We start from the raw sequence: 21,051 nt of genomic DNA on the forward strand, positions 1-21,051 counted from the left end.
GGCGCGTGCGGGGCGCCGCCGTCGCCGCCGCGGACGTGGACGCGGCGAGCAGGCCATGGTGCCCGAGGCGCAGTTCTCCTCGTACTACGGCAAGCCGGTCCTGAAGAAGCCGGTCTGGGCGCCCCTCGACATCGCCGGATACCTGTATCTCGGCGGGCTCTCCGGTGCCTCGTCGCTGCTGGCCGCCGGCGGGCACGTCACCGGGCGCCCGGGGCTGGCCAGGTCGGCGAAACTGGCCGCGGCGGGCGCCATCTCGCTGTCGCTGGTCGCCCTGGTCCACGACCTTGGCCGGCCGGTGCGATTCCTCAACATGCTGCGCGTCTTCAAGCCGACCTCTCCGATGAACCTGGGGTCGTGGCTGCTGGTCGGCTACGTCCCGCTGACGATGATCGCGGCCGTGAGTGACGTCACCGGCCGCGGCCGGCTCGTCGGCTCCGCCGCCACGGGGGCCGCGGCGCTGCTCGGCCCGGCGGTCACGACGTACACCGCCGTGCTGATCTCCGACACGGCGGTGCCCTCCTGGCACGAGGGGCACCGTGAAATGCCGTTCGTGTTCGCCGGTTCGGGCGCCACCGCGGCGGCGGGGCTCGCGCTGGCCACGGCCCCGCTCGCGCAGACCGGTCCCGCGCGCCGGTTGGCGCTGCTGGGGGCGGCCCTGGAGCTGGGGGCGTTCCATTTGATGAAGCGGCGCATGGGGCTGGCGGCCGAGCCCTACGAGGAGGGCGGGCCGCGGGCGCTGATGCGGTCGGCGGAGGTCCTCACGGCGGGCGGGGCGGCGCTCGCGGCATTCGCGGGCCAAGAGCGCCGACCGCTGGGCGCGGTGGCCGGGGCCGCCCTGCTGACCGGTTCGGCGGCCCTGCGCTTCGGTGTGTTCCACGCCGGTGTGGCCTCGGCCGAGGACCCGAAGTACACCGTCGTACCGCAGCGCGAGCGGCTGCGGGCCCGCACCGGCTGACGGAGGTGGGCCGCAGGCTCGGGTCCCCCGCGCACTCGGGGAACGCCCGGCACCGTGCCGCTACGCGCTGATCGAAGGTGCCGGCATCGCCGTACCGCGGGACAATCATCCACAGGAGAGCCGGAAGCAGCCGGGAGCAGCCGGAAGCAGCCGGGCGACGCCGAGGTCGTGCGGGTTGCCGGCCGCGCGGGAAACGGGTGGGAGGTCCCAGTGATGGGCGTGCGCACCTGGATCGACTCATGGCCGGTCTACCGCCAGCTCACGGGCACCGACCCGCTGGGCCGCGGGGCCGCCGCCAAGAGCGCGCGCAGCGCGCGGCTCACCCCCCGCACCGCAAGCGCGGACCGCGTGGTGAAGTCGGTGTGCCCGTACTGCGCGGTGGGCTGCGGCCAGAACGTCTACGTCGAGGACGGGCGGGTCACCCAGATCGAGGGCGACCCCGACTCCCCCGTCTCTCGCGGCCGGCTGTGCCCCAAAGGCTCGGCGAGCCTCCAGCTGACCACCGGCGACGCCCGCGAGCACTACGTGCTGCACCGGCGCCCGTACGGCACCGAGTGGGAGCGGCTCGATCTCGACCGGGCCATGGACATGATCGCCGACCGGGTGATCGAGGCGCGGCGGGCCGGCTGGCAGTGGGAGGTCGACCAGGCCCGCACCCGGCGCACGCTCGGCTTCGCGAGCCTGGGCGGGGCCACCCTCGACAACGAAGAGAACTACCTGATCAAGAAGTTGTTCACCGCGCTCGGCGCCATCCAGATCGAGAACCAGGCGCGCGTTTGACACTCCTCCACCGTTCCCAGTCTGGGAACCTCGTTCGGACGCGGCGGCGCGACCACCTTCCAGCAGGACCTGCAGAACTCGGACTGCATCGTAATCCAGGGCTCGAACATGGCCGAGTGCCACCCGGTCGGGTTCCAGTGGGTGACGGAGGCCCAGGCCCGCGGCGCGAAGGTGATCCACGTCGACCCACGCTTCACCCGCACCAGCGCGCTGGCCGACCTGCATGTGCCGCTGCGCGCGGGCACGGACATCGTCTTCCTCGGCGGGATCATCAACTACGTCCTGGAGCAGGAGAAGTACTTCCGCGACTATGTCGTGGCGTACACCAACGCGCCCGTGGTGCTGCGGACGGACTTCCGGGACACGGAGGACCTGGACGGCGTCTTCTCCGGACTGGACCCGGACAACCGCCGCTACGACAACGCCACTTGGCAGTACGAGGGCATGGAGGTCCAGGCGGCCTCCGGCGAACGCGAGCGCCGGATCGAGGACCGCACGGACGGCCGCAGGTCGGTGGCCGAGGCCGCGCGCGGCGAGGCGCACGGAGCGGGCGGCGCGCACATCGGCGCGGGCGAGCCCGAACGGGACGAGACGCTGAGCCACCCCCGCTGCGTGTTCCAGGTCCTCAAGCGGCACTACGCCCGCTACACACCGCAGATGGTGGAACAGATCTGCGGCGTGCGGCAGGACGTCTTCCGCCAGGTGTGCGAACTGGTCACGGACAACTCGGGCCGGGACCGTACGACGGCCTTCGCCTACGCCGTCGGCTGGACCCAGCACACGGTGGGTGTGCAGTACATCCGCACGGCCGCCATCCTTCAGCAGCTGCTCGGCAACATCGGCCGGCCCGGCGGCGGCATCCTCGCCCTGCGCGGGCACGCCTCCATCCAGGGGTCGACGGACATCCCCACCCTGTTCGACCTGCTGCCCGGCTACATCCCGATGCCGCACGCGCACCTGAACCAGGATCTGGACGCCTTCGTCGAGGCGGACTCGGCGCGCAAGGGCTACTGGGGCAACATGCGTTCCTACCTGGTGAGCCTGCTCAAGGCGTACTGGGGTGAGGCCGCGAGGGCCGAGAACGACTTCTGCTTCGACTACCTGCCGCGCCTGACCGGTTCCCACTCCACCTACGAGACGACCATGGCCCAGCTGGAGGGCACCTGCAAGGGCTACTTCCTGTACGGGGAGAACCCGACGGTGGGCAGCGCCAACTCCAAGCTGCAGCGCCTGGGCATGGCCAACCTGGACTGGCTGGTGGTACGGGACTTCTCCCTGATCGAGTCGGCCACCTGGTGGCAGGACGGCCCGGAGATCGAGACGGGCGAGCTGCGCACCCAGGACATCCGCACCGAGGTGTTCTTCCTGCCGGCCGCCGCGCACACCGAGAAGGACGGCAGCTTCACCAACACCCAGCGCATGCTCCAGTGGCACCACCAGGCCGTCGAGCCGCCCGGCGAGGCCCGCAGCGACCTGTGGTTCACCTTCCATCTCGGGCGGCTGATCCGACGCAAGCTGGCCGGCTCGACCGACCCGATGGACCGGCCGGTCCTCGATCTGACCTGGGAGTACCCCACAAAGGGCGAACTCGCCGAGCCGGACGCGGAGGCCGTCCTCGCCGAGATCAACGGCCGCGCCGCCGACGGCACCCCGCTGTCCTCCGCCCAGCAGCTGAGCGACGACGGCTCCACCGCGTGCGGCTGCTGGATCTACTGCGGGGTGTATGCCGACGGTGTCAACCAGGCGGCCCGCCGCAAGCCGGGCGCGGAGCAGAACTGGGTGGCGGCCGAGTGGGCGTGGGCCTGGCCGGCCAACCGCCGCATCCTGTACAACCGCGCCTCGGCCGACCCGGACGGCAGGCCGTGGAGCGAACGCAAGGCGCTGGTGTGGTGGGACGCGGCGAAGGCCCAGTGGGTGGGACACGACGTCCCCGACTTCCCCCGGGGCACGTCCCCGCGGTACCAGGCGCCGCCGGACGCGACCGGCGCCGAGGCCCTGTCCGGCACGGACGCGTTCATCATGCAGGCCGACGGCAAGGCATGGCTGTACGCGCCTTCAGGACTCACCGACGGCCCCCTGCCCGCGCACTACGAGCCGCAGGACTCCCCGTTCCGGAATCTGATGTACGCCCAGCAGCGCAACCCGGTACGGCATGTGATGCCCTCGCTGCCCGACAACCGCTACCAGCCGAGCGCCGACGATGCGGGCACGCGGGTGTTCCCCTACGTCGCCACCACCTATCGGCTCACCGAGCACCACACGGCGGGCGGCATGTCCCGCTGGCTGCCCTATCTGGCGGAGCTGCAACCGGAGTTCTTCTGCGAGGTCTCGCCCGAACTCGCGGCGGAACGCGGTCTGGCCCACACCGGCTGGGCGACGATCGTCAGCGCCCGCAATGTCATCGAGGCGCGGGTGCTGATCACCGACCGGGTGCCGCCGCTGACCGTGCAGGGCCGGACCCTGCATCAGATCGGGCTGCCCTACCACTGGGGTCCGAACGGCTACAGCACGGGCGACGCCGCCAACGAACTGCTGCACCTGTCCCTCGATCCCAACACCCACATCCAGGAGGCCAAGGCGATCGCCGTCGACATCCGGCCCGGACGGCGCCCCCGAGGACCGGCGGCCGTACAACTGGTGCGCGCCTACCGGCTGCGGGCCGGCATCGACGAGCACACCGGCACGGAGATGTGACCGGCCCCCGGACTCATCGGAGCACGGAGATGTGACCGACCCCAGGGCTCACCGGAGCACGAGGGTGTGCGGTCCGCGGGGCACGAGTTCCCCGATCACCGGTGCCCCGGGCACCTCACCGGCGACCAGCAGCCCGCCGGAGGTCTGTGCGTCGGCCAGAAGCACACGTGTGTCGGCGTCGGTCGTGCCGAAGTCGGTGGACGCAGCCACCCATTCCAGGTTGCGCCGGGTGCCGCCGCTGACGTACCCGTCCCGTACGGCCTCCCGTGCGCCGTCGAGGTACGGCACGGCGGCCGTGTCGATCACCGCGGTCACCTCGGAGGCCCGGGCCAGCTTGTGCAGATGGCCCAGCAGCCCGAAACCGGTGACGTCGGTGGCGCAGGTCGCCCCGGCCGCCAGGGCCGCGGCGGATGCGTCCCGGTTCAGGGCCGTCATCGTGGCGACGGCCTGCTCGAAGCGTTCGCCGGTGGCCTTGTGCCGGTTGTTGAGCACGCCGAGGCCGAGGGGTTTGGTCAGCGACAGCGGCAGGCCGGGGCGGCCGGTGTCGTTGCGCAGCAGCCGCGCCGGGTCGGCGAGTCCGGTGACGGCCATGCCGTACTTGGGTTCGGGGTCGTCGACGCTGTGCCCGCCGCCCACGTGGCAGCCGGCCTCGGTGGCGATCCGCAGCCCGCCGCGCAGCACCTCGCGGGCCAGTTCGTACGGCAGCACGTCACGCGGCCAGGCCAGGAGGTTGACGGCGAGGACGGGCCGGCCGCCCATCGCGTACACATCGGACAGGGCGTTGGCCGCGGCGATGCGCCCCCAGTCGTACGGGTCGTCGACGACCGGGGTGAAGAAGTCGGCGGTGGACACCACGGCCTGTGCGGGGGCGCCGTCCGGCGTGGGCAGCGCGATGACGGCGGCGTCGTCGCCGGTGGCCAGGCCGATCAGGAGCGGCGCGTCGGCCGTGGCCGGCGGGGGTGTCGTGAGGGCGCCGAGCACGTCCTCCAGCTCGCCGGGCGGGATCTTGCAGGCGCAGCCGCCGCCGTGGGCGAACTGCGTGAGTCGTGGGGCGGCGGGGCGGGTTGTGGTCATGTCGGTCTCCTGCGCGCGTAGCCTGGCGGTCGGTGGAGGCGTGTGGGTGCCTGGTGGCCCTCCCGGTCTTCAAAACCGAGGTGTCCGAGGATCTCGGGCAGGCGGGTTCGATTCCCGTCCGCCTCCGCTTGCCGTGCTGTTCCGGCAGCGCCGCCGCCGGTCGTCGATGCGCTCCGTGTACCCCTGGGCGTCCAGGTACTCCAACAGCGGCACGGCCACCCGGCGGGTGGTGCCGAGGGCCTGCCGGGCCTCGCTCAGCGTGAACGGCTGGGGCAGCCGGGCGAGCACGGCGGCGGCCCGCGCGTCCGCCCCGGGCAGCAGGACGATCCCGTCGGCGATCCGCAGCAGCGCGCCCACGGCGACCGCGGCGGCCACCGTCTTGCGGGTCAGACCCAGTTCGGTGAGGCGGTCGGCCTCCGGCGCGCTGAACGGCGCCTCGGCCAGCTCCCGCCCCACGGTGTCGACGGCCGCCCGGACGGCGGACGGCAGGGTCGGCCGGAGGCTTTCGGAGCGGTACAGCCTGCCCTGACGGCAGATGAGCGGACAGTCACCCGGCGCCTCGGCCAGGGCGTCCACCAGCGCCCGGTCGGGCAGGCCGAGCAGTTGCCGGGCCGCCTCCGTGGGCAGGCCGGGTTCCAGGGGGTGCCGGTGCGCGTACCGTTCCGCTTCGGCGGCCAGGTGCTCCCGCAGGACGGCCCAGTGCGCCGGGTCGGCGAGCCAGTCCCCGGCGACCGCGGGCACCGGGGCCGGCACGCCCATGGCGAGCAGCTCCGGACGACGGATCAGCCCGCGGCGCCGCAGCTCCGCCACCCCGTCCGGAACACCGGTCATGGCGGCCAGTTGCGCCGCCCTGGCCCGGCCCGCGCCCCGGCGGGCCAGCAGCGGCGGACGGACGTCCAGCACGGTCACCCCGCACGGCACCCGGCGGCCTCCGGGTTCGCGCAGCACGGCACGGTCGCCGACCCGCAGGGGCAGGGCTCGGTCCAGCGTCAGCCGGGCGGTGTCCGGGCCGAGCGGGCGGACGGCCACCGGGACGGCCGCGGTGCCGATGTGCAGGGTGACCGTCCGGGGCAGGTCGTCGACCGGTGCGCCGACGACCCGGACGTCGACGAGGTCGGTGAGCAGCCATCGCTGCGGCGCGAGCAGCACCTGACCGCGCCGGAGCGCTCCGGCCGCGGCACCGTGCGCGTTGACCGCGACCCGCGCCACCCCGCTGACGGCGGAGCGTGCCTCGTTCAGTGTCTGCAGGCCGCGCACACGGACCGTGGCCGCCCCCTCGCCCGTCACCAGGCGGTCGCCCACCCGGAGGGTGCCGGCGCCGAGCGTGCCGGTCACCACCGTGCCGTGCCCGCGCATCGTGAAGGCGCGGTCCAGCCACAGCCGTACGTCCGCGTCGGCGGGCGGGACCGGGAGCGCGTCGGCCAACCGGGCCAGTGCCTCGCGTAGTTCGTCAAGACCGGCGCCGGTCACCGAGCTGACCGCGACGGACGGTACGGCGCCCAGCGAGGTGGCCGCCATGCGGTCCAGGGCGGCGCCCCGGACCGGTTCGGGGTCGGCCAGGTCGCTGCGGGTCACGGCGAGGACCGCGTGTCTCACCCCGAGTGCGTCGAGGATCGTCAGGTGTTCCTCGGACTGGGGCTGCCAGCCCTGGTCGGCGGCCACCACGAACAGCACCGCGGGCACCGGCCCCGCCCCGGCGAGCATGGTCGGGACGAACTTCTCGTGACCGGGCACGTCCACGAAGGCGACCTGCTCCCCGTCCGGCCCGAGCCTGGTCCATACGAAGCCGAGGTCGAGGGTCAGCCCTCTGCGCCGCTCCTCCTCGAAGCGGTCGGGTTCCATGCCGGTCAGCGCCCGCACCAGGGCGGACTTGCCGTGGTCGACATGGCCGGCGGTGGCCAGGACGCGCATGCCGGCTACCCTCCCGCGGCCGAACGGACCGCCTCGGCCAGCCGTTCGTCGTCCTCGGGCGGCACCGCCCGCAGATCCAGCAGACAGCGCCCCGCCTCCAGCCGCCCGACGACCGGAGTGGGACCGGTGCGCAGCGCGGCGGCGAACGGCTCCGGCAGGGACAGCGCGGCACTGGGCAGGGTCACCCCGGGCGCGCCGCCTCCGCCGACCGTGGCCTCGCTCTCCACGGACCGGACATCGACGCCGTATGCGCTCAGGGCCGAGGCGAGCCGGTCGGCGCGGGCCCGGAGGGCGGCCGGGTCGGCGGTCAGCGCCTCGGCGGTCGGGGTCGGCGGTCCGGTGAGCGTGGCCTCCAGGGCGGCCAGAGTCAGTTTGTCCACGCGCAGGGCGCGGGCCAGCGGATGCCGGGACAGCGTGCGGACGAGGTCCTCCGCGCCCAGCACAAGCCCGCACTGGGGTCCGCCGAGCAGTTTGTCCCCGCTGGCGGTCACCAGCGAGGCACCGGCCCGCAGCTGGGTCTCGGCGTCCGGCTCGTCGGGCAGCACCGGGTGGGGGGCCAGCAGCCCGGAGCCGATGTCGACGACCACCGGGACGCCCAGCGCGGCCAGCTCCCGGACGTCGGCGCCGCGGGTGAAGCCGGTGATGCGGAAGTTCGAGGGGTGCACCTTCAGCACAAACCCCGTCCCGGGTCCGATCGCCGCGGCGTAGTCGGCGGCGGTGGTGCGGTTGGTGGTGCCGACCTCGTGCAGCCGGGCCCCGGTGGACACCAGGAGGTCGGGGAGCCGGAAACCGTCTCCGATCTCCACCATCTCGCCGCGGCTGATGACGATCTCCTTGCCGGCGGCGAGCGCGGTGGCGGCCAGGGCCAGGGCGGCGGCGCCGTTGTTGACGACGTGCGCCGCCGCGGCGGACGGCACCCGGTCGGTGAGGGCCCGTAGCGCCGTGCGTCCGCGCCGCGCCCGTACCCCGGTGGCCAGGTCCAGTTCCACGTCGGTGGGGCCCGTTGCCTCTCCCACGGCCCGGCGTGCCACCGCCGACAGGGTCGCCCGGCCGAGGTTGGTGTGCAGCAGGACCCCGGTGGCGTTGATCACCGCGCGCAGTCCGCCCGCCGTCCGAGGCAGGAGCGCGACGGCCGTGTCACCGATCCGCTCCGGCGGGATGCGACCGGTCCGCGCTCGTTCCTGTGCCTCCCGGACCGCGGCCTTGACGACGGACACCCCCAGCCGGCCGGCCGCCTCGGTCAGGCGCGGCTCCCGCAGGAGGGCGTCGGTACGGGGAATCCTCCGCCGCACGTCCCCGGCCGGACCGCCGGGCGTCTCCTGGGGCCCGGGCATGGCGGCCTGCGCCCGTCCCTTCCCGGTTTCCTCCGCTGCGACCTGCGGCTCCACGCGGCCCTGCCTTTCCGCCCGCCTCCGACTGTCGGAGATGTCTGAGATATCCATCGTCTCCACGTGCGTCTCCACGTGCCCGGACCGGACTGCCCGACACGCCGAGGCGAACGAACTCCCTTCGCAGCACCCCGGTCCCGGGTTTCCGGCCGCCGAACTCGTGAAACCCGTCGTACGTCCTGTGAAACCCGTCGGTACATCCTTCGGATCCGGACCTGCACTCGGACTTCGTCGACGTTGCGAGGCGCGCCATGAACTCCCCGGCCAGCATGAACTCCCCGGTCAGGAAGAAATCCCGTGACCAGACGGAAAAGGCGATCGTGCGGGCGTTGCTCGACCGGCAGAAATCCACCTACCCGGCTCAGGCGGGTATCCGGCTGGCCAACACACCCGGCCCGCTCTACCGGACACTGGTGCTCGCCGTGCTGCTCAGCGCCCGGATCAAGGCGGACATCGCGGTGGCCGCCGCACGCGCACTGTTCGAGGCGGGCATGCGCGACCCGCGCTCGATGGCCGATGCGTCATGGCAGCGGCGCGTCGACGCCCTCGGCGAGGGCGGATACCGGAGGTACGACGAGCGCACCGCCACCATGCTGGGCGACGGCGCGGAACTGCTGCTGGAACGGTACGGCGGCGATCTGCGCAGGCTGCGTGCGCAGGACGACCCGAAGAAGGCGCTCCGGAGGATTCCCGGGCTCGGCCCCACGGGCGTCGACATCTTCCTGCGCGCGGTCCAGACCGTGTGGCCGGAGTTCGCGCCCTACGTCGACCGCAAGGTGCGCGACGGCGCCGAACGGCTCTCCCTGCCCACCTCGCCCGATCGCCTGGCGAGCCTGGTGGGCAAGCGCGAACTGGCTCGGTTCACCGACGGACTGGTCCACGCGGCGCTGGACAAGCCGCTCGCGGACGATGTCCTCGCCGAGGCGCGGTCGGCATAACGACGTCGACATAGCCGTCGGCTCATGAAGGCCCAGGGCTGAGGGCCCACGCGTCATCGGGCCGGGGGCGGTGGTGCTACGCGGCCGGGCCCGCGTGTCCGGTGCGGACGGGTCGTCCTACGACGGTGGTGGGCGGCTCCGCCGGCCACCATGGCCAGGCCCAGGCAGAACAGCAGGGCCAGTGCGAGGCCGGAGCAGAAGACGCCGAGCGGGCCGAGGGTGACGATGTGATGGCCGAGCACCGACACCGCGTAGTCCGGCCCACCCGACAGATTGCCGACGATCGCCAGGGCGGTGAAGGCGGCCGTCGCCAGGAGGAGGAGCAGTCCGAGGAGCACCATCTCATTCATCTCCTCTTCAGGAAGTCGTTCATGAGGAAGTCGTTCATGAGGAAGTCGTTCTCCGGCATCGAGTACCTGCAATACGGCCGGTTCACACCGTGCCCCGGGAGCGGTGAGCCGCGCTCGCCGACGGCACACGGCGTCAACCGGTCGCCGGGGCGTGTGTGTCACTGCGGTACGCAGTCCATGCCGCCGTGGCCGCCGTTGCGGAAGAGCGGCCGGAGGACGGCTGCTGCCCCGACAAGGCGGCTACGGCCCCGACGGAGGGGGCACTTCCCAGGGGCCGTAGCCGTGGACGCGGTGCCGGTTCAGCAGGTGATGGTGCCCCTGCGCAGGGCGTGGCCGCTGTCATTGTCGTCGTCGGCCCAGTAGACGGGCTTGGAGCCGCCCACACACTCGTCGGCCCCGGCCACCGAGAAGCCTTCGTTGTTGATGTTGGCCATGCCGCTGGGACGGTCGTAGACCGCGAGGGTGGCGAAGGCACCGGAGCCGTTGACCCGCATGGTCCGGTGCCGGCCGTCGCAGGTGTTGTCGCAGACCACCCACAGCCGGGACGCCTGGGGCTCCCACTGCAGTTCCATGACGGCGGCCATGCCGCTGCCGAAGGATGCGACGCGGGTGAAGGCGCCGGTGTCCTGAAGGACGTAACCGTAGATCATGCCGGTGCCTTCGACGCTGACGAAGAACACACCGCCGGTGTGGGCACCGTAGCGACTCGGGGCGTAGGCCGCTCCGGTCGACTCGTCCTTGAACCCGGCGCCGGTCAGGTAGGTGTCGGGGACCCAGGTGATCCCCTCGAAGCCGAGGTTGGAGTCCACGGACGGCAGATCGGAGGTCAGGTTCCATTCCCTGGTGGCCGTCAGCGTGCCGCCGGTGCCGCTGACGTCGTACCGGAGCACGGACAGGCGGCTCGTCCCGGACGCGTCGCCGTTGCGCTCGCTCGCGACGAACACGCCGCCCGCGGAACCGGAACCGGTGAGGGTGACGCCCTCGCTGTCGGGGCTGCCGGAACCGCCGGGGAAACGGAGGGTCTTGCCCGAGGTCCAGCCGCTCGCGGTGTCCGGCTTCCAGCCGCCGGAGCCGTTCGGCACCAGCCGCCAGAGCTTGCCGGAGTTCTGCGCGCCCCACATCACGCCTCCCTCCTGGACGAGGCCGCTGAGGTCCTTGCCGAAGACATCGGAGGCGTCGGCGTTCGTGACGGAGCCGCTGCCGGGCCAGGCCGCCGGTGCGGTGCTGCCGCCCCCGCCGCAGTCGTTCGCGGCGCCCAGGGTCAGGGCAGCCGCCCGGAAGTCGCCGGTGCCGTCGGGGCAGCGCGACCAGGAGGGGGCGGAGTGGCCGCTCCAGCTGAAGCTGTCGACCAGGGTGGAGCCGTCGGGAAGGTACAACCGCGCCTTGTCCGCGGAGCCAAGGCCGAACGCGCCGTGCACATCGAAGGCCCGGAACGCCCCCGGGGCGAGTGTGGTCCCCGAAGCGATCTTGTACTTGGAGCTGTTGTTGTCGTCCTTGAGGATCCAGCCCGAGACATCGACGGCGGCCGTGCCCTTGTTGTACAGCTCGATCGAGTCGTTGACGTTTCCGGTCGTCACCACCTCGTTGATCCGGATGTCGTCTGCCGGTGCCGCCTGGGCGGGCGACGCCATCAGCGTGCCCGCGGCCAGCGCGGGGCCGGCCACGACGGCGAGAAGAAGAGCGAGGCGACGGCGCCACCCGGGCGCGCGTACTTCGGTCACGGTGTCCGTCCTCACAAGAGTGTTGTGACAGGGCGGCACGAGGCTTCCCGGCCGGACCCAACGGCCGCCTTCCGGTGGGTGGTTGTCGTGTGAACGGAGATCGAACCGGGGTCCGACGGCCCACGGTCGGCCGATCCGGGATCGGGCCGGTCGATCTGGGATCGGGCCGGTCGATCTGGGATCGGGCCGGTCGATCTGGGATCGGGCCGGTCGATCTGGGATCGGGTCGGTCGATCCACTGCCTCCCAGAACCATCGAGCGGTGTTCAGCCTTGCCCGCTCTTCGGGAGGGGCCTGCCGGAAGACCGGTGTTCACCATCGGCCGAACCATGTGGGACGGATACATGAGCACTAGCGCAGGTGCGGTGGGCAACACCATGTCGGCAGCCGTTCGAGGGCTCTTACCGTCCCCACCATCAACAACCGCGCCGCCGCCGTCCGTCGCACATGTCCGCCACACTCCAGGGCACGGACCGGCGCGGCCTCCACCCCCCAGGAGCCGGTCGATGCCCACCATGCCCACGCACTCCGCACGCCCCCGCCGCACCAGAATCCTCGCCGGGGCCGCCGTCGCGGTCGCCGCCCTGCTCGCCTCCGGCTGTACCCAGGCCGGCACGGCGGGCTCCGATTCCGCCGGTGACGCCAAGGGCAAGGCCGTGAAGGTCGGCCTCGTCTACTCGAAGACCGGCCCGCTCGCCGCCTACGGCAAGCAGTACATCGAGGGTTTCAAGGCCGGTCTCGACTACGCCACCAAGGGCACCGGCAAGGTCGACGGCCATACCATCGAGATCACCGAGCGCGACGACGCCGGTGACGCCTCCAAGGCCGTCGCCGCGGGCAAGGACCTGATCGGCAGGGGCACGAAGATCATCGCGGGCAGCACGGACTCCGGCATCGCCCTGCAGATGGCCCCGCTGGCCGCCCAGAACAAGGTGCTGTTCATCGACGGCCCGGCCGCCACGGACGCCGTGACCGGCATCAACAAGTACACGTTCCGCTCCGGTCGGCAGTCCTACCAGGACATCCTGACCGCCGCCGCGATGCTCGGCGACGCCAAGGGCAAGAAGGTCACCGTGCTGGCCCAGGACTCCACCTTCGGCCAGGCCAATGTCGCCGCCGTGAAGGCGGTGCTCGGCGGCGAGGGCGCCACGGTCTCCTCCGTGCTGGCCCCGCCCAGCGCCACCGATCTGACCCCGTTCGCCCGGCAGGTCAAATCCGCCGCGCCCGACCTGGTGTTCGTGGCCTGGGCGGGCGCCACCGCCCCCGCACTGTGGACCGCTCTCGACCAGCAGGGCGTGCTGACCTCGTCGAAGGTCACCACCGGCCTGGCCGGAATCGCCTCGTACCCCGTCTTCGGGACGGGCGGCGAGAAGATCACCTTCCTCGCACACTACTTCCCGGGCGCGGCCGGCACCGACGCCGAGAAGGCCATGACCGCGTCGGTCGAGAAGGCCGGCGGCACCCCCGATCTGTTCACCCCGGACGGCTTCACCGCCGCCCAGATGATCGTGCGCGCCGTGGGGGCCGACGCCACCGACACCGACGCCATGGTGAAGTCCCTGGAGGACTGGACGTTCGACGGCGTCAAGGGCGAGCAGCGGATCCGCGCCGAGGACCACGCCCTGCTCCAGCCGATGTACCAGGCGCGGCTCAAGGGCAGCGGCAAGACCGCCGAGCCCGAGCTGGTCCGGACGCTCCCGCTGGACAAGGTGGCCCCGCCCGTCAAGCCTCTGGCGGGCTGACCCGTGACCACGGCATCCCCCGGCACCGGGCCCGCGCCCGGTGCGACGGCGGCGCCCGCCGCCGTCCTCGGCCTGGAATCCGTGGGCTGGAGCGTCGGCGGCGCGACCATCCTCTCGGACGTCTCCCTGGACGTGTACGAGGGCGAGTTCCTCGCCTTCATCGGTCCCAACGGGGCCGGCAAGACCTCGCTGTTCAACCTGATCAGCGGGCTCGTCCCGGCCACCGCCGGCCGGGTCGTCCTCGACGGTAGGGACATCACCGGCGAGGCCCCGTACGCGCGGGCGCGGCGCGGCCTCGGCCGCACCTTCCAGACGTCCAGCCTGTGGCCCGCGATGAGCGTCGCCGAGCATGTGCGGCTCGCCGCGCAGGCCGCGGTCGGCGGCTCGTACCGGTTGTGGCGGCGGGCCTCCCAGTACCGGGACAAGGTCGACGACGTGCTGACCCGCACCGGCCTCGCGCATCGCGCCGACGTGCCCGCCCAGTCCCTCTCGCACGGCGAGAAACGGAAGCTGGAACTCGCCGTCCTGCTGGTCGGGGAGCCCCGGCTGATGCTGCTGGACGAGCCGATGGCGGGCGTCAGCGCCGAGGAAGTGCCCGCCCTGACCGAACTCATCCGCACCCTGCACCGCGACGAGGGCCGCACCGTGCTCATGGTCGAGCACCACATGGACGTCCTGCTGGGCCTGGCCGACCGGCTCGCCGTGATGCACCACGGCAGCCTGCTCGCGCTGGACACCCCCGAGGCCGTCACCGCCGACGCCACCGTCCAGCAGGCATACCTCGGGGAGGCCCTGTGAGTCCCGACCGGACGGCCGGGGCCGTCACCGGCGCACGCCGCGCCCCGGGCGCCGCCGCCCTGCTGACCGTGCGCGGCCTGCGGGTGCTGATCGGCGGCCGGCACATCCTGCACGGCGTCGATCTCGATGTCGCCGGACAGGGCGTCACCGCCCTGCTCGGCCGCAACGGCGCGGGCAAGACGACCACCGTGCGCGGCGTGCTCGGTCTGGTGCCGCGCACCGGCAGCGTGCTGCTGGACGGCGAGGAGACCGTGGGCCTGCCCACACACACCCTGGTGCGCCGCGGCATCGGCTACGCCCCCGAGGACCGCGGTGTCTTCGCCGGGCTGACCGTCGCGGAGAACCTGCGCCTGGCCGAACGCGGCGACGGCGCACCGGACTACGACCTCGTCCACGAGCTCTTCCCCGAGCTGCTCAAGCGGGCCGGGCAGGCGGCCGGCACCCTCTCCGGCGGCCAGCAGCAGATGGTGGCCATCGGCCGCACCCTGCTGAACGGCAATCGGCTGATCATCGCGGACGAGCCCACCAAGGGCCTGGCCCCGAAGGTCGTCACCGAGGTCACCCAGGTGCTGGAGCGGGCCGCCGAGGCCGTCCCGGTGCTGCTCGTCGAGCAGAACCTCGCCATGGTCCGCCGGCTCGCCACGCACTGCGCGGTGCTCGCCGACGGACGCACCGCCCACCAGGGGCCCGCCGCCGACCTGCTGGGCGACCCGGACGCCACCCGCCGTCTGCTCGGTGTGGGCCGGGCCCCCATCGCGCCCGCCACCCGCGCGGCGTCGGCATCGGCCCCGCCCACCGAATCCAGTGAATCCGCCGAGTCCGCCGACGCCGACGCGCCCGCGGGGCCGCGGTCCGACCGTACGGAGGCCGACGCCTGATGGACACCGTCGTCCTGCTCACCCTGACCGGACTCGGCCTGGGCGCGCTGTACTTCCTCGTCGCCTCCGGGCTGTCGCTGATCTTCGGCCTGATGGACGTGCTCAACTTCGCGCACGGCGCGCTGCTGTCCATCGGCGCCTACGCCACCTGGTGGGCCGCCTCCGGCAATCTGCCCGGCGCGGGCTCCGGCGGTCTCGGCTTCGTGTTCGCCGTCGTCTTCGGTGTGGTGGTCGGCACCCTCGCGGCGGTCCTTCTCGAACTGGCCGTCGTGCGGCCGCTGTACGCCAGACCCCGCGAGCAGGTGCTCGCCACGGTCGGCGTCTCGCTGGCCGTGCCCGCGCTGCTCGCGGGCATCTGGGGCACCGACGCCCTGACCTTCCCCGGGCCGAAGGCGCTCAAGGACACGATCGGCGTGCTCGGCGCGCAGATCCCGGCCAACCGGTTCGTGCTGATCGCCGGGGCCGTCCTGGTCTGGGCGGGCCTGAAGCTGTTCCTCGACCGCACCCGGCACGGACTGGTGGTCCGGGCGGGTGTCGAGGACCGGGCCATGGTGACCGCGTTGGGCATCGACGTCCGCAAGGCGTTCACCCTCGTCTTCGCCATCGGGGGTGCCGCCGCCGCGCTGGGCGGCGCACTCGGCGGCCTGTACTTCGGTTCGGTCGACCCGCGCCAGGGCACCTCGCTGCTGATCTTCGCGTTCGTGGTCGTCGTGACGGGCGGCATGGGCTCGGTGACCGGCGCGGCCGTCGCGTCCGTCGTGATCGGCCTCGTCCAGCAGTTCGCCAACTACTACACCACCGCCGGACTCGGCGACCTCGCCGTCGTCGTGCTGCTCGCCGCCCTCCTGCTGGTGCGCCCGCGCGGTCTCACCGGGAGGCTCGCATGAGCACCGTCACCGACACCGGCGCCCGGGTCGCGGCCGGCCCGGAGCGGTCCACCGCCCGCCGCCTGCTGCGCTGGTGGCCCGTGGGTCTGTTCGTCCTGCTGTTCGTGCTGCCGTACAGCGCCGTCGAGATACCCGGCCTGCTGGACGGACCCGTCGGCAGCCCCGGAAGTCTGCAACTCCTCGCGCTGTGCCTGCTGTTCGGCGCGCTGGCGACCGGATACGACCTGCTGCTCGGCCGCACCGGGCTACTGTCCTTCGGCCATGCGCTGTACTTCGCGGCGGGCAGCTATGCCACCAACACGATGATGCAGGAGGCCGGGCTGTCGTTCGGGCTGTCCGCCGTGCTCGGCCTGGTCTTCGGCATCGCCCTCGCGGTGCTGCTCGGCTCGGTCAGCCTGCGGGTCACCGGCATCGCCTTCTCGATGGTGACGCTGGCGTTCGCACAGGCCGCCGCCATCCTGGTCGCCCGCGACCCGGGCGGCTTCACCGGCGGCGAGGAGGGCCGCGCGGTCGTCGGCGACCTGCTGCCGTCCGCACTCGTCGGCATCGAGAACACCGCCAACCTGTACTGGATCACCCTCGCGTTTCTCGCCCTCACCCTCGTGGTCGTGCACTGGACCACCCACTCCCCGACCGGGCGGGTCTGGGAGGGCATCAAGGAGAACGAGCGCCGCGTCGAGGTTCTGGGCCTGCGCCCGTACGGGTTCAAGCTGGTGGCCTTCACCGTCGCGAGCGGACTGGCCGCGCTGGGCGGCATCGTGCACCTGATGCTGACCGGCGGCTCCACCCCGCACACCACCAGTTCCGATTTCACGCTGTCGCTGCTGGTGATGGTCGTCCTCGGCGGCTCCGGCACCCGTTGGGGCCCGCTGCTGGGCGGCGTCCTGTACACGTGGGCCGACCAGCGCCTCGGCGACGTGGCCAACTCGGCGGCCGTCGCGGACCTGCCCGCGGTGCTGCGGGTGCCGCTCAGTCAGCCGCTGTTCCTGCTGGGCGTGCTGTTCGTGGTCGTCGTCAACGTGCTGCCCGGCGGTCTCGCCGCCCTGCCCGGCCGGATCCGCGCCGCACGTGCCACCCGCCGCGGCGCCGAGGACGGCCCTGGGAGCGGGGGCGGCGGTCACAGGAGAGAATCGGACCCCGACGGCGGGTCCGGCAGCGGCGACGCACCGACCCCTCCCGCCGTCCGGCACAACAGGGCGTCGGCCGCCTCCGCCGACGCCGACGTCAACGAAAGGCAAACGTCGTGACCACCGCCGACACCCCGCCCGCCGCCGCTCCCGCGGGCCCCGAACCGCTGCCCTTCGAGGAACTCCACGTCCCCGTGCCGGGCGGCGACCTGACCGTGCTGCGCTGGGCAGCGGCCGATCCCGGGGCGCCCACGGTGCTCGCCCTGCACGGCATCACATCCAACGGGCTGGCCTGGGGACCGGTCGCCCGCCGCCTCGCGGGCCGCGCCACTCTCGTCGCCCCCGATCTGCGGGGACGCGCGGGCAGCCGGGACCTGCCCGGACCGTACGGCATCGCCGCGCACGCCGACGACGCCGCCTCGGCGGCCGAGGCACTGGGACTGGGCCGGCCGGTGCTCGCCGGGCACTCGATGGGCGCGTTCACGGCGGCCCTGGCCGCCGTACGCCACCCCGAGCGGTTCGGTCCCCTGTTGCTCGTGGACGGTGGGGTCGGGTTCCCGGCTCCCACCCATCTGTCCCCCGACGAGCTGCTGACCGCCGTCATCGGCCCGGCCATGGACCGGCTGTCGATGACCTTCCCCGACCGGGCCGCCTACCGTGCGTTCTGGCGGGTCCACCCCGCGTTCGCGGACCGCTGGACGCCGGAGGTCGACGCCTACATTCAGCGCGATCTGGTCGGCGAGGAACCGGAGTTGCGGTCCTCGTGCCGTCTGGAGGCGGTCCGCACCGACGGCGTCGGCCAGCTCGAGGAGGACGTGCTGACCGCGGTCCGCCACCTGCCCCGCCCCGCCACGCTGCTGTGGGCGGAGCGCGGTCTGATGGACGAGCCGCAGGGGCTGTACGACGAGGAACGCCTCGCCCGCGCCAAGCTCGACGGCACGGGTGTGACACCGCTGCGCGCTCCGGACACCAACCACTACACGGTGCTCACCGGCGAGGAGGGTGCGGCGCTCGTCGCCGACCTGCTGCTGAAGGCCGCCGGGCAGACCACCGCCTGACCGACGGCCCGCCGACCCGCGCGGGTGGCGGCCCGGCCGCCACCCGCCGGGAGGGAGCGGGTCAGCCGCTCAGTTCCCGCAGCCTCAGCGCCAGCTGAAGCTCCAGCGCGCGGTCCGGGCGGCTCCAGTCCGCGCCGAGCAGCGCCTCGATGCGGTCCAGGCGTTGCACGACCGTGTTGACGTGCACGTGGAGTGTGTCCTTGGCGCGGGTCATGCTGCCGCCCGCGCCGAAGTAGGCGGCGAGCGTGGGGACCAGCTCGGTGCCCCGCCGGGCGTCGTACTCCAGGAGCGGCCCGAGCGTGCCGCGCACAAACCCGCTCACATCCTTCTTGTCGCCCAACACCACGCCGAGGAACCCGAGTTCCTCGGCGGACGCGCCGTCGCCATGGCGGCCCAGCACATGCAGGGCGCGCAGACAGCGCACCGCCTCGGCGTGCGCGTCCGCGATCCGGGGCGCGCCGGACACCGGACCTGCGGCCGCCACCGTGACCGGGGCGCCCGCGAGGTGCCCCAGCTGTACGGCCGCGGCACGGGCGGACTGACCGGGCCCGAGCCGCTCGTCGACCACCGTCAACAGGACGACGGCGCCGGCGTGTTCGGCGGCGGCGCAACCGGCCGGAGCCCCGAAGAGATAGCGTACGGCGGCCGAACCGAGCCGTTCCCGGGCCGCGGGCTCGGTGTCGGCGACCAGCACCAGATACGGCTGGTCGAGGTCGACGCCCAGTCTGCGGCCTCGGTCGGCGAGCAGCGTCGGGTTGCGTCCGGCATCGGTCAGCAGGTCGGTGACGAGTTCGCCACGCACCCGGTTCTCGGTCTCCGCGACCGTGCGCCGCAGCAGCATGAGCAGGCCGGTGACGACGCCCGCGCGCTCGAACATCCGCCGGTCGGCGTCCTGCAGCATGCGGTGCCGGTGCAGCACCATGATGGCCAGCAATTCGTGCCCTGCCAGCACCGCGCAGATCCACCGTCCCGAGCGGGCCACCGCGCGCCCCGCCGTACGGGACTCCTCGGCGGCCGAGACCAGCCAGCCCGCGTCCATCGAGTCGGCGGCGAACGGCCCGCCGTCGTAGCGGACCGCGGCAAGCGGCCGGCCGGCCGGATCGTGCACGGTGAGCGCCCCGTCGAGCAGTCCGGCCACCGCGACGGCCACCTCGCGCACGTCCCCGCCGCGCAGCACCAGGTCGGTGAGCCGGTCGTGCGCCTCCTCGGCCCGCTGCACGGCCGCCGCGTGCGCCCGCACGACCTCGTTGACCTCGGCGAGTTCGGCGAGCGCGGCGCGGGTGTCGTCGAGCGCGCGGGCCGTGTCGATGGCGATGGCGGCGTGCGCGGCGAGCGAGGAGAGCAGCGCCACCTCGTCGGGGCTGAACGGGCGGGGGCTGCGGTCGGCGGCGAACAGCACGCCGATCACCTTGCGGTCCCCGCCGTGCACCGAGCCGAGCACCAGGGGAACACCGAGGATCGCGATCAGGCCCTCCTCGGCCACGCCCGCGTTGATATTGCGGGTGTGGCGGAAACGAGCGTCGGTCGAGTAGTCCGGGGTCGCGTACGGGCGGGCGGTCTGCGCCACCAGACCACCCAGCCCTTCGCCGAGATCGAGCCGGAGGTTCTGGAACACCGAGGACACGGAGCCGTCGGTGACCCGCATATAGGTGTCCCCTGCCTCCTCATCCGGCAGCGTCAGATAGGCCGTGTCGGTGCCCAGCAGCATCCTGGCCCGCCGGACGATGGCCTTCAGCACCTCGTCGAGGTCGCGGGAGGCGGCGAGGTCACCGGCCGTGTCGAACAGGGCGGCGAGTTCGAGTTCACGACGGCGATGCGCGCGCAGCGAGCTGCGCACCCGCAGCGCGGTGGCCACGGCCCGTTCGGTCTCCGCCAGGTCCGCCCCGTCGACGCCCGCCTCGCGCGCCTCTCCGCTGACCGCGCCCAGCGCCTCGGCGGGCGCGTCGGTGGCGAGGAGTTCCAGCAGGCGCCGCAGGTGGGGGGCGGCGGATGCATCCTGCCCGGTGGCCGCCTGCGCGGCCGGGCCGGAGGTCTCGTCGACGCTCCCGATCCGGTCCGTACCGCTTACCGCCTCGCGGTCGCCGCTCCCCGTGCGGTCCGCCTCCCCGTCGAGGACGCGGGGCAGGGGCTCGGTGGCGCGGGCCGGGGGCACCGGCATCGCGGCGACGGGCGGCCCTTCGCCGCCTGCTGCCGTGCTCGCGTCCATGTCCGCCTCCCGTGTCGTTCCCTCCGCCCCTGCCTCGCGGGTCGGATCGGTGCCGCGTGCGGGCACACCCTCGTACGGGGCGGCACCACTCGGGCGGCGGGCGATCAACCAGCCGATGCGCAACCTTGCCAGCCCGGCCCGCCTACGTCACCCCCGTGAACTGGCGTTAGACCTGTGTTAGTTCTGCGAAGGTAGGGTGAGTGTCCCGGTGAACGATGTCGATGCCGTCCCATGCTGCGGACGGTGGTCCCTGCGTTTCCTGGCCGCCCACCGTAGGAAGCCGAACCGGCCGAACACACAGGGGCGGCCCATATATTCCCGCGCCCAGTCATGGTGTCCGGCCCCATGGAATCGGACCACAAGGGGAGACGCCCGTTCGCCGGGCGTGCCCGGCGACGACGACCCGACCCGACAGCCGGGTGAGAGCGTCGGACACTTGGCACTTGGCGCACTTGGCGCTTGACGCAGATTCAGGCAACGGCCCGTACCCACACGTCCCGGGACGCCCGATGGCGCACAACCACATGTCCGCACCCTCCACACTG

15 protein-coding genes, 1 tRNA gene and 2 pseudogenes are annotated in these 21,051 nt (G+C 73.1%); 11 read left to right on the forward strand and 7 right to left on the reverse strand.

Annotated elements, in window-relative coordinates:
* Together nrfD and fdh are read left to right on the forward strand one after the other, a co-directional pair.
* On the forward strand, positions 1–955 hold a 955-nt coding region (gene nrfD, locus ACWEKM_RS28545; RefSeq protein WP_451624119.1), incomplete at its 5' end, for an NrfD/PsrC family molybdoenzyme membrane anchor subunit.
* Positions 956–1,168: 213 nt separating this feature from the next.
* Positions 1,169–4,429 (forward strand): formate dehydrogenase, encoded by a 3,261-nt coding sequence (gene fdh, locus ACWEKM_RS28550; RefSeq protein WP_451624120.1) that lies wholly within the window; start codon positions 1,169–1,171, stop codon positions 4,427–4,429.
* A gap of 48 nt (positions 4,430–4,477) precedes the next feature.
* Here fdh and selD read toward each other — a convergent pair whose 3' ends face one another.
* A complete protein-coding gene (selD, locus tag ACWEKM_RS28555; protein WP_451624121.1) occupies positions 4,478–5,503 on the reverse strand; it encodes a selenide, water dikinase SelD in 1,026 nt (341 codons plus the stop codon).
* A gap of 34 nt (positions 5,504–5,537) precedes the next feature.
* Between selD and ACWEKM_RS28560 the strand changes: the two genes are divergently transcribed.
* Positions 5,538–5,631: transfer RNA gene (locus ACWEKM_RS28560), tRNA-Sec, on the forward strand.
* An 82-nt stretch (positions 5,632–5,713) separates the two neighbouring features.
* Here the strand turns inward: ACWEKM_RS28560 and ACWEKM_RS28565 are convergent.
* Positions 5,714–6,262: pseudogene (locus tag ACWEKM_RS28565) on the reverse strand (selenocysteine-specific translation elongation factor); the annotation flags it as partial.
* Between ACWEKM_RS28565 and ACWEKM_RS28570 the strand changes: the two are divergent.
* Complete coding sequence (locus tag ACWEKM_RS28570) at positions 6,152–6,949, forward strand: hypothetical protein (RefSeq protein WP_451624122.1); 798 nt, start codon at positions 6,152–6,154, stop codon at positions 6,947–6,949. The pseudogene ACWEKM_RS28565 and the gene ACWEKM_RS28570 overlap by 111 nt on opposite strands.
* A 36-nt stretch (positions 6,950–6,985) precedes the next feature.
* Here the strand turns inward: ACWEKM_RS28570 and ACWEKM_RS28575 are convergent.
* Positions 6,986–7,414 (reverse strand): annotated as a pseudogene (locus ACWEKM_RS28575) (GTP-binding protein); the annotation flags it as partial.
* A 5-nt stretch (positions 7,415–7,419) separates the two neighbouring features.
* Entirely contained in the window at positions 7,420–8,748 is a 1,329-nt protein-coding gene (gene selA / locus ACWEKM_RS28580; RefSeq protein ID WP_451624150.1) for an L-seryl-tRNA(Sec) selenium transferase, read from the reverse strand.
* 305 nt (positions 8,749–9,053) lie between these two features.
* On the opposite strand from selA, the gene ACWEKM_RS28585 reads away from it, so the two are divergent.
* Positions 9,054–9,740, forward strand: coding sequence for an endonuclease (locus tag ACWEKM_RS28585; RefSeq protein WP_451624123.1), 687 nt, complete (start codon positions 9,054–9,056; stop codon positions 9,738–9,740).
* A 53-nt stretch (positions 9,741–9,793) separates the two neighbouring features.
* On the opposite strand, the gene ACWEKM_RS28590 is transcribed toward ACWEKM_RS28585, so the two are convergent.
* Both ACWEKM_RS28590 and ACWEKM_RS28595 read right to left on the reverse strand, forming a co-directional pair.
* Positions 9,794–10,090, reverse strand: a complete 297-nt coding sequence (locus ACWEKM_RS28590; RefSeq protein ID WP_451624124.1) for a hypothetical protein — start codon at positions 10,088–10,090, stop codon at positions 9,794–9,796.
* Positions 10,091–10,389: 299 nt separating this feature from the next.
* The gene (locus tag ACWEKM_RS28595; RefSeq protein WP_451624125.1) at positions 10,390–11,811 is read right to left on the reverse strand and encodes a lamin tail domain-containing protein; all 1,422 of its coding nucleotides are present in this window, start codon (positions 11,809–11,811) and stop codon (positions 10,390–10,392) included.
* A 505-nt stretch (positions 11,812–12,316) separates the two neighbouring features.
* Between ACWEKM_RS28595 and ACWEKM_RS28600 the strand changes: the two genes are divergently transcribed.
* From ACWEKM_RS28600 to ACWEKM_RS28625, 6 genes are all read left to right on the forward strand, one after another.
* Positions 12,317–13,552 (forward strand): substrate-binding domain-containing protein, encoded by a 1,236-nt coding sequence (locus tag ACWEKM_RS28600; RefSeq protein ID WP_451624126.1) that lies wholly within the window; start codon positions 12,317–12,319, stop codon positions 13,550–13,552.
* Between the two features lie 3 nt (positions 13,553–13,555).
* On the forward strand, positions 13,556–14,350 hold the full coding sequence (locus tag ACWEKM_RS28605; RefSeq protein WP_451624127.1) for an ABC transporter ATP-binding protein: 795 nt from the start codon (positions 13,556–13,558) through the stop codon (positions 14,348–14,350).
* A gap of 68 nt (positions 14,351–14,418) precedes the next feature.
* Positions 14,419–15,228: an ABC transporter ATP-binding protein gene (locus tag ACWEKM_RS28610; RefSeq protein WP_451624151.1), complete on the forward strand. Its 810-nt coding sequence runs from the start codon at positions 14,419–14,421 to the stop codon at positions 15,226–15,228.
* Positions 15,228–16,115, forward strand: a complete 888-nt coding sequence (locus tag ACWEKM_RS28615; RefSeq protein WP_451624128.1) for a branched-chain amino acid ABC transporter permease — start codon at positions 15,228–15,230, stop codon at positions 16,113–16,115. Before ACWEKM_RS28610 ends, ACWEKM_RS28615 begins: the two co-directional genes overlap by 1 nt.
* Positions 16,112–17,362, forward strand: coding sequence for a branched-chain amino acid ABC transporter permease (locus ACWEKM_RS28620; protein WP_451624129.1), 1,251 nt, complete (start codon positions 16,112–16,114; stop codon positions 17,360–17,362). Before ACWEKM_RS28615 ends, ACWEKM_RS28620 begins: the two co-directional genes overlap by 4 nt.
* Entirely contained in the window at positions 17,359–18,300 is a 942-nt protein-coding gene (locus tag ACWEKM_RS28625; protein WP_451624130.1) for an alpha/beta fold hydrolase, read from the forward strand. The genes ACWEKM_RS28620 and ACWEKM_RS28625 overlap by 4 nt, the downstream gene beginning before the upstream one ends.
* 61 nt (positions 18,301–18,361) lie before the next feature.
* Here the strand turns inward: ACWEKM_RS28625 and ACWEKM_RS28630 are convergent, their stop codons facing one another.
* Complete coding sequence (locus tag ACWEKM_RS28630) at positions 18,362–20,506, reverse strand: helix-turn-helix domain-containing protein (protein WP_451624131.1); 2,145 nt, start codon at positions 20,504–20,506, stop codon at positions 18,362–18,364.
* Positions 20,507–21,051: the final 545 nt, after the last annotated feature.

Source organism: Streptomyces sp. NPDC004752, from assembly GCF_053601275.1.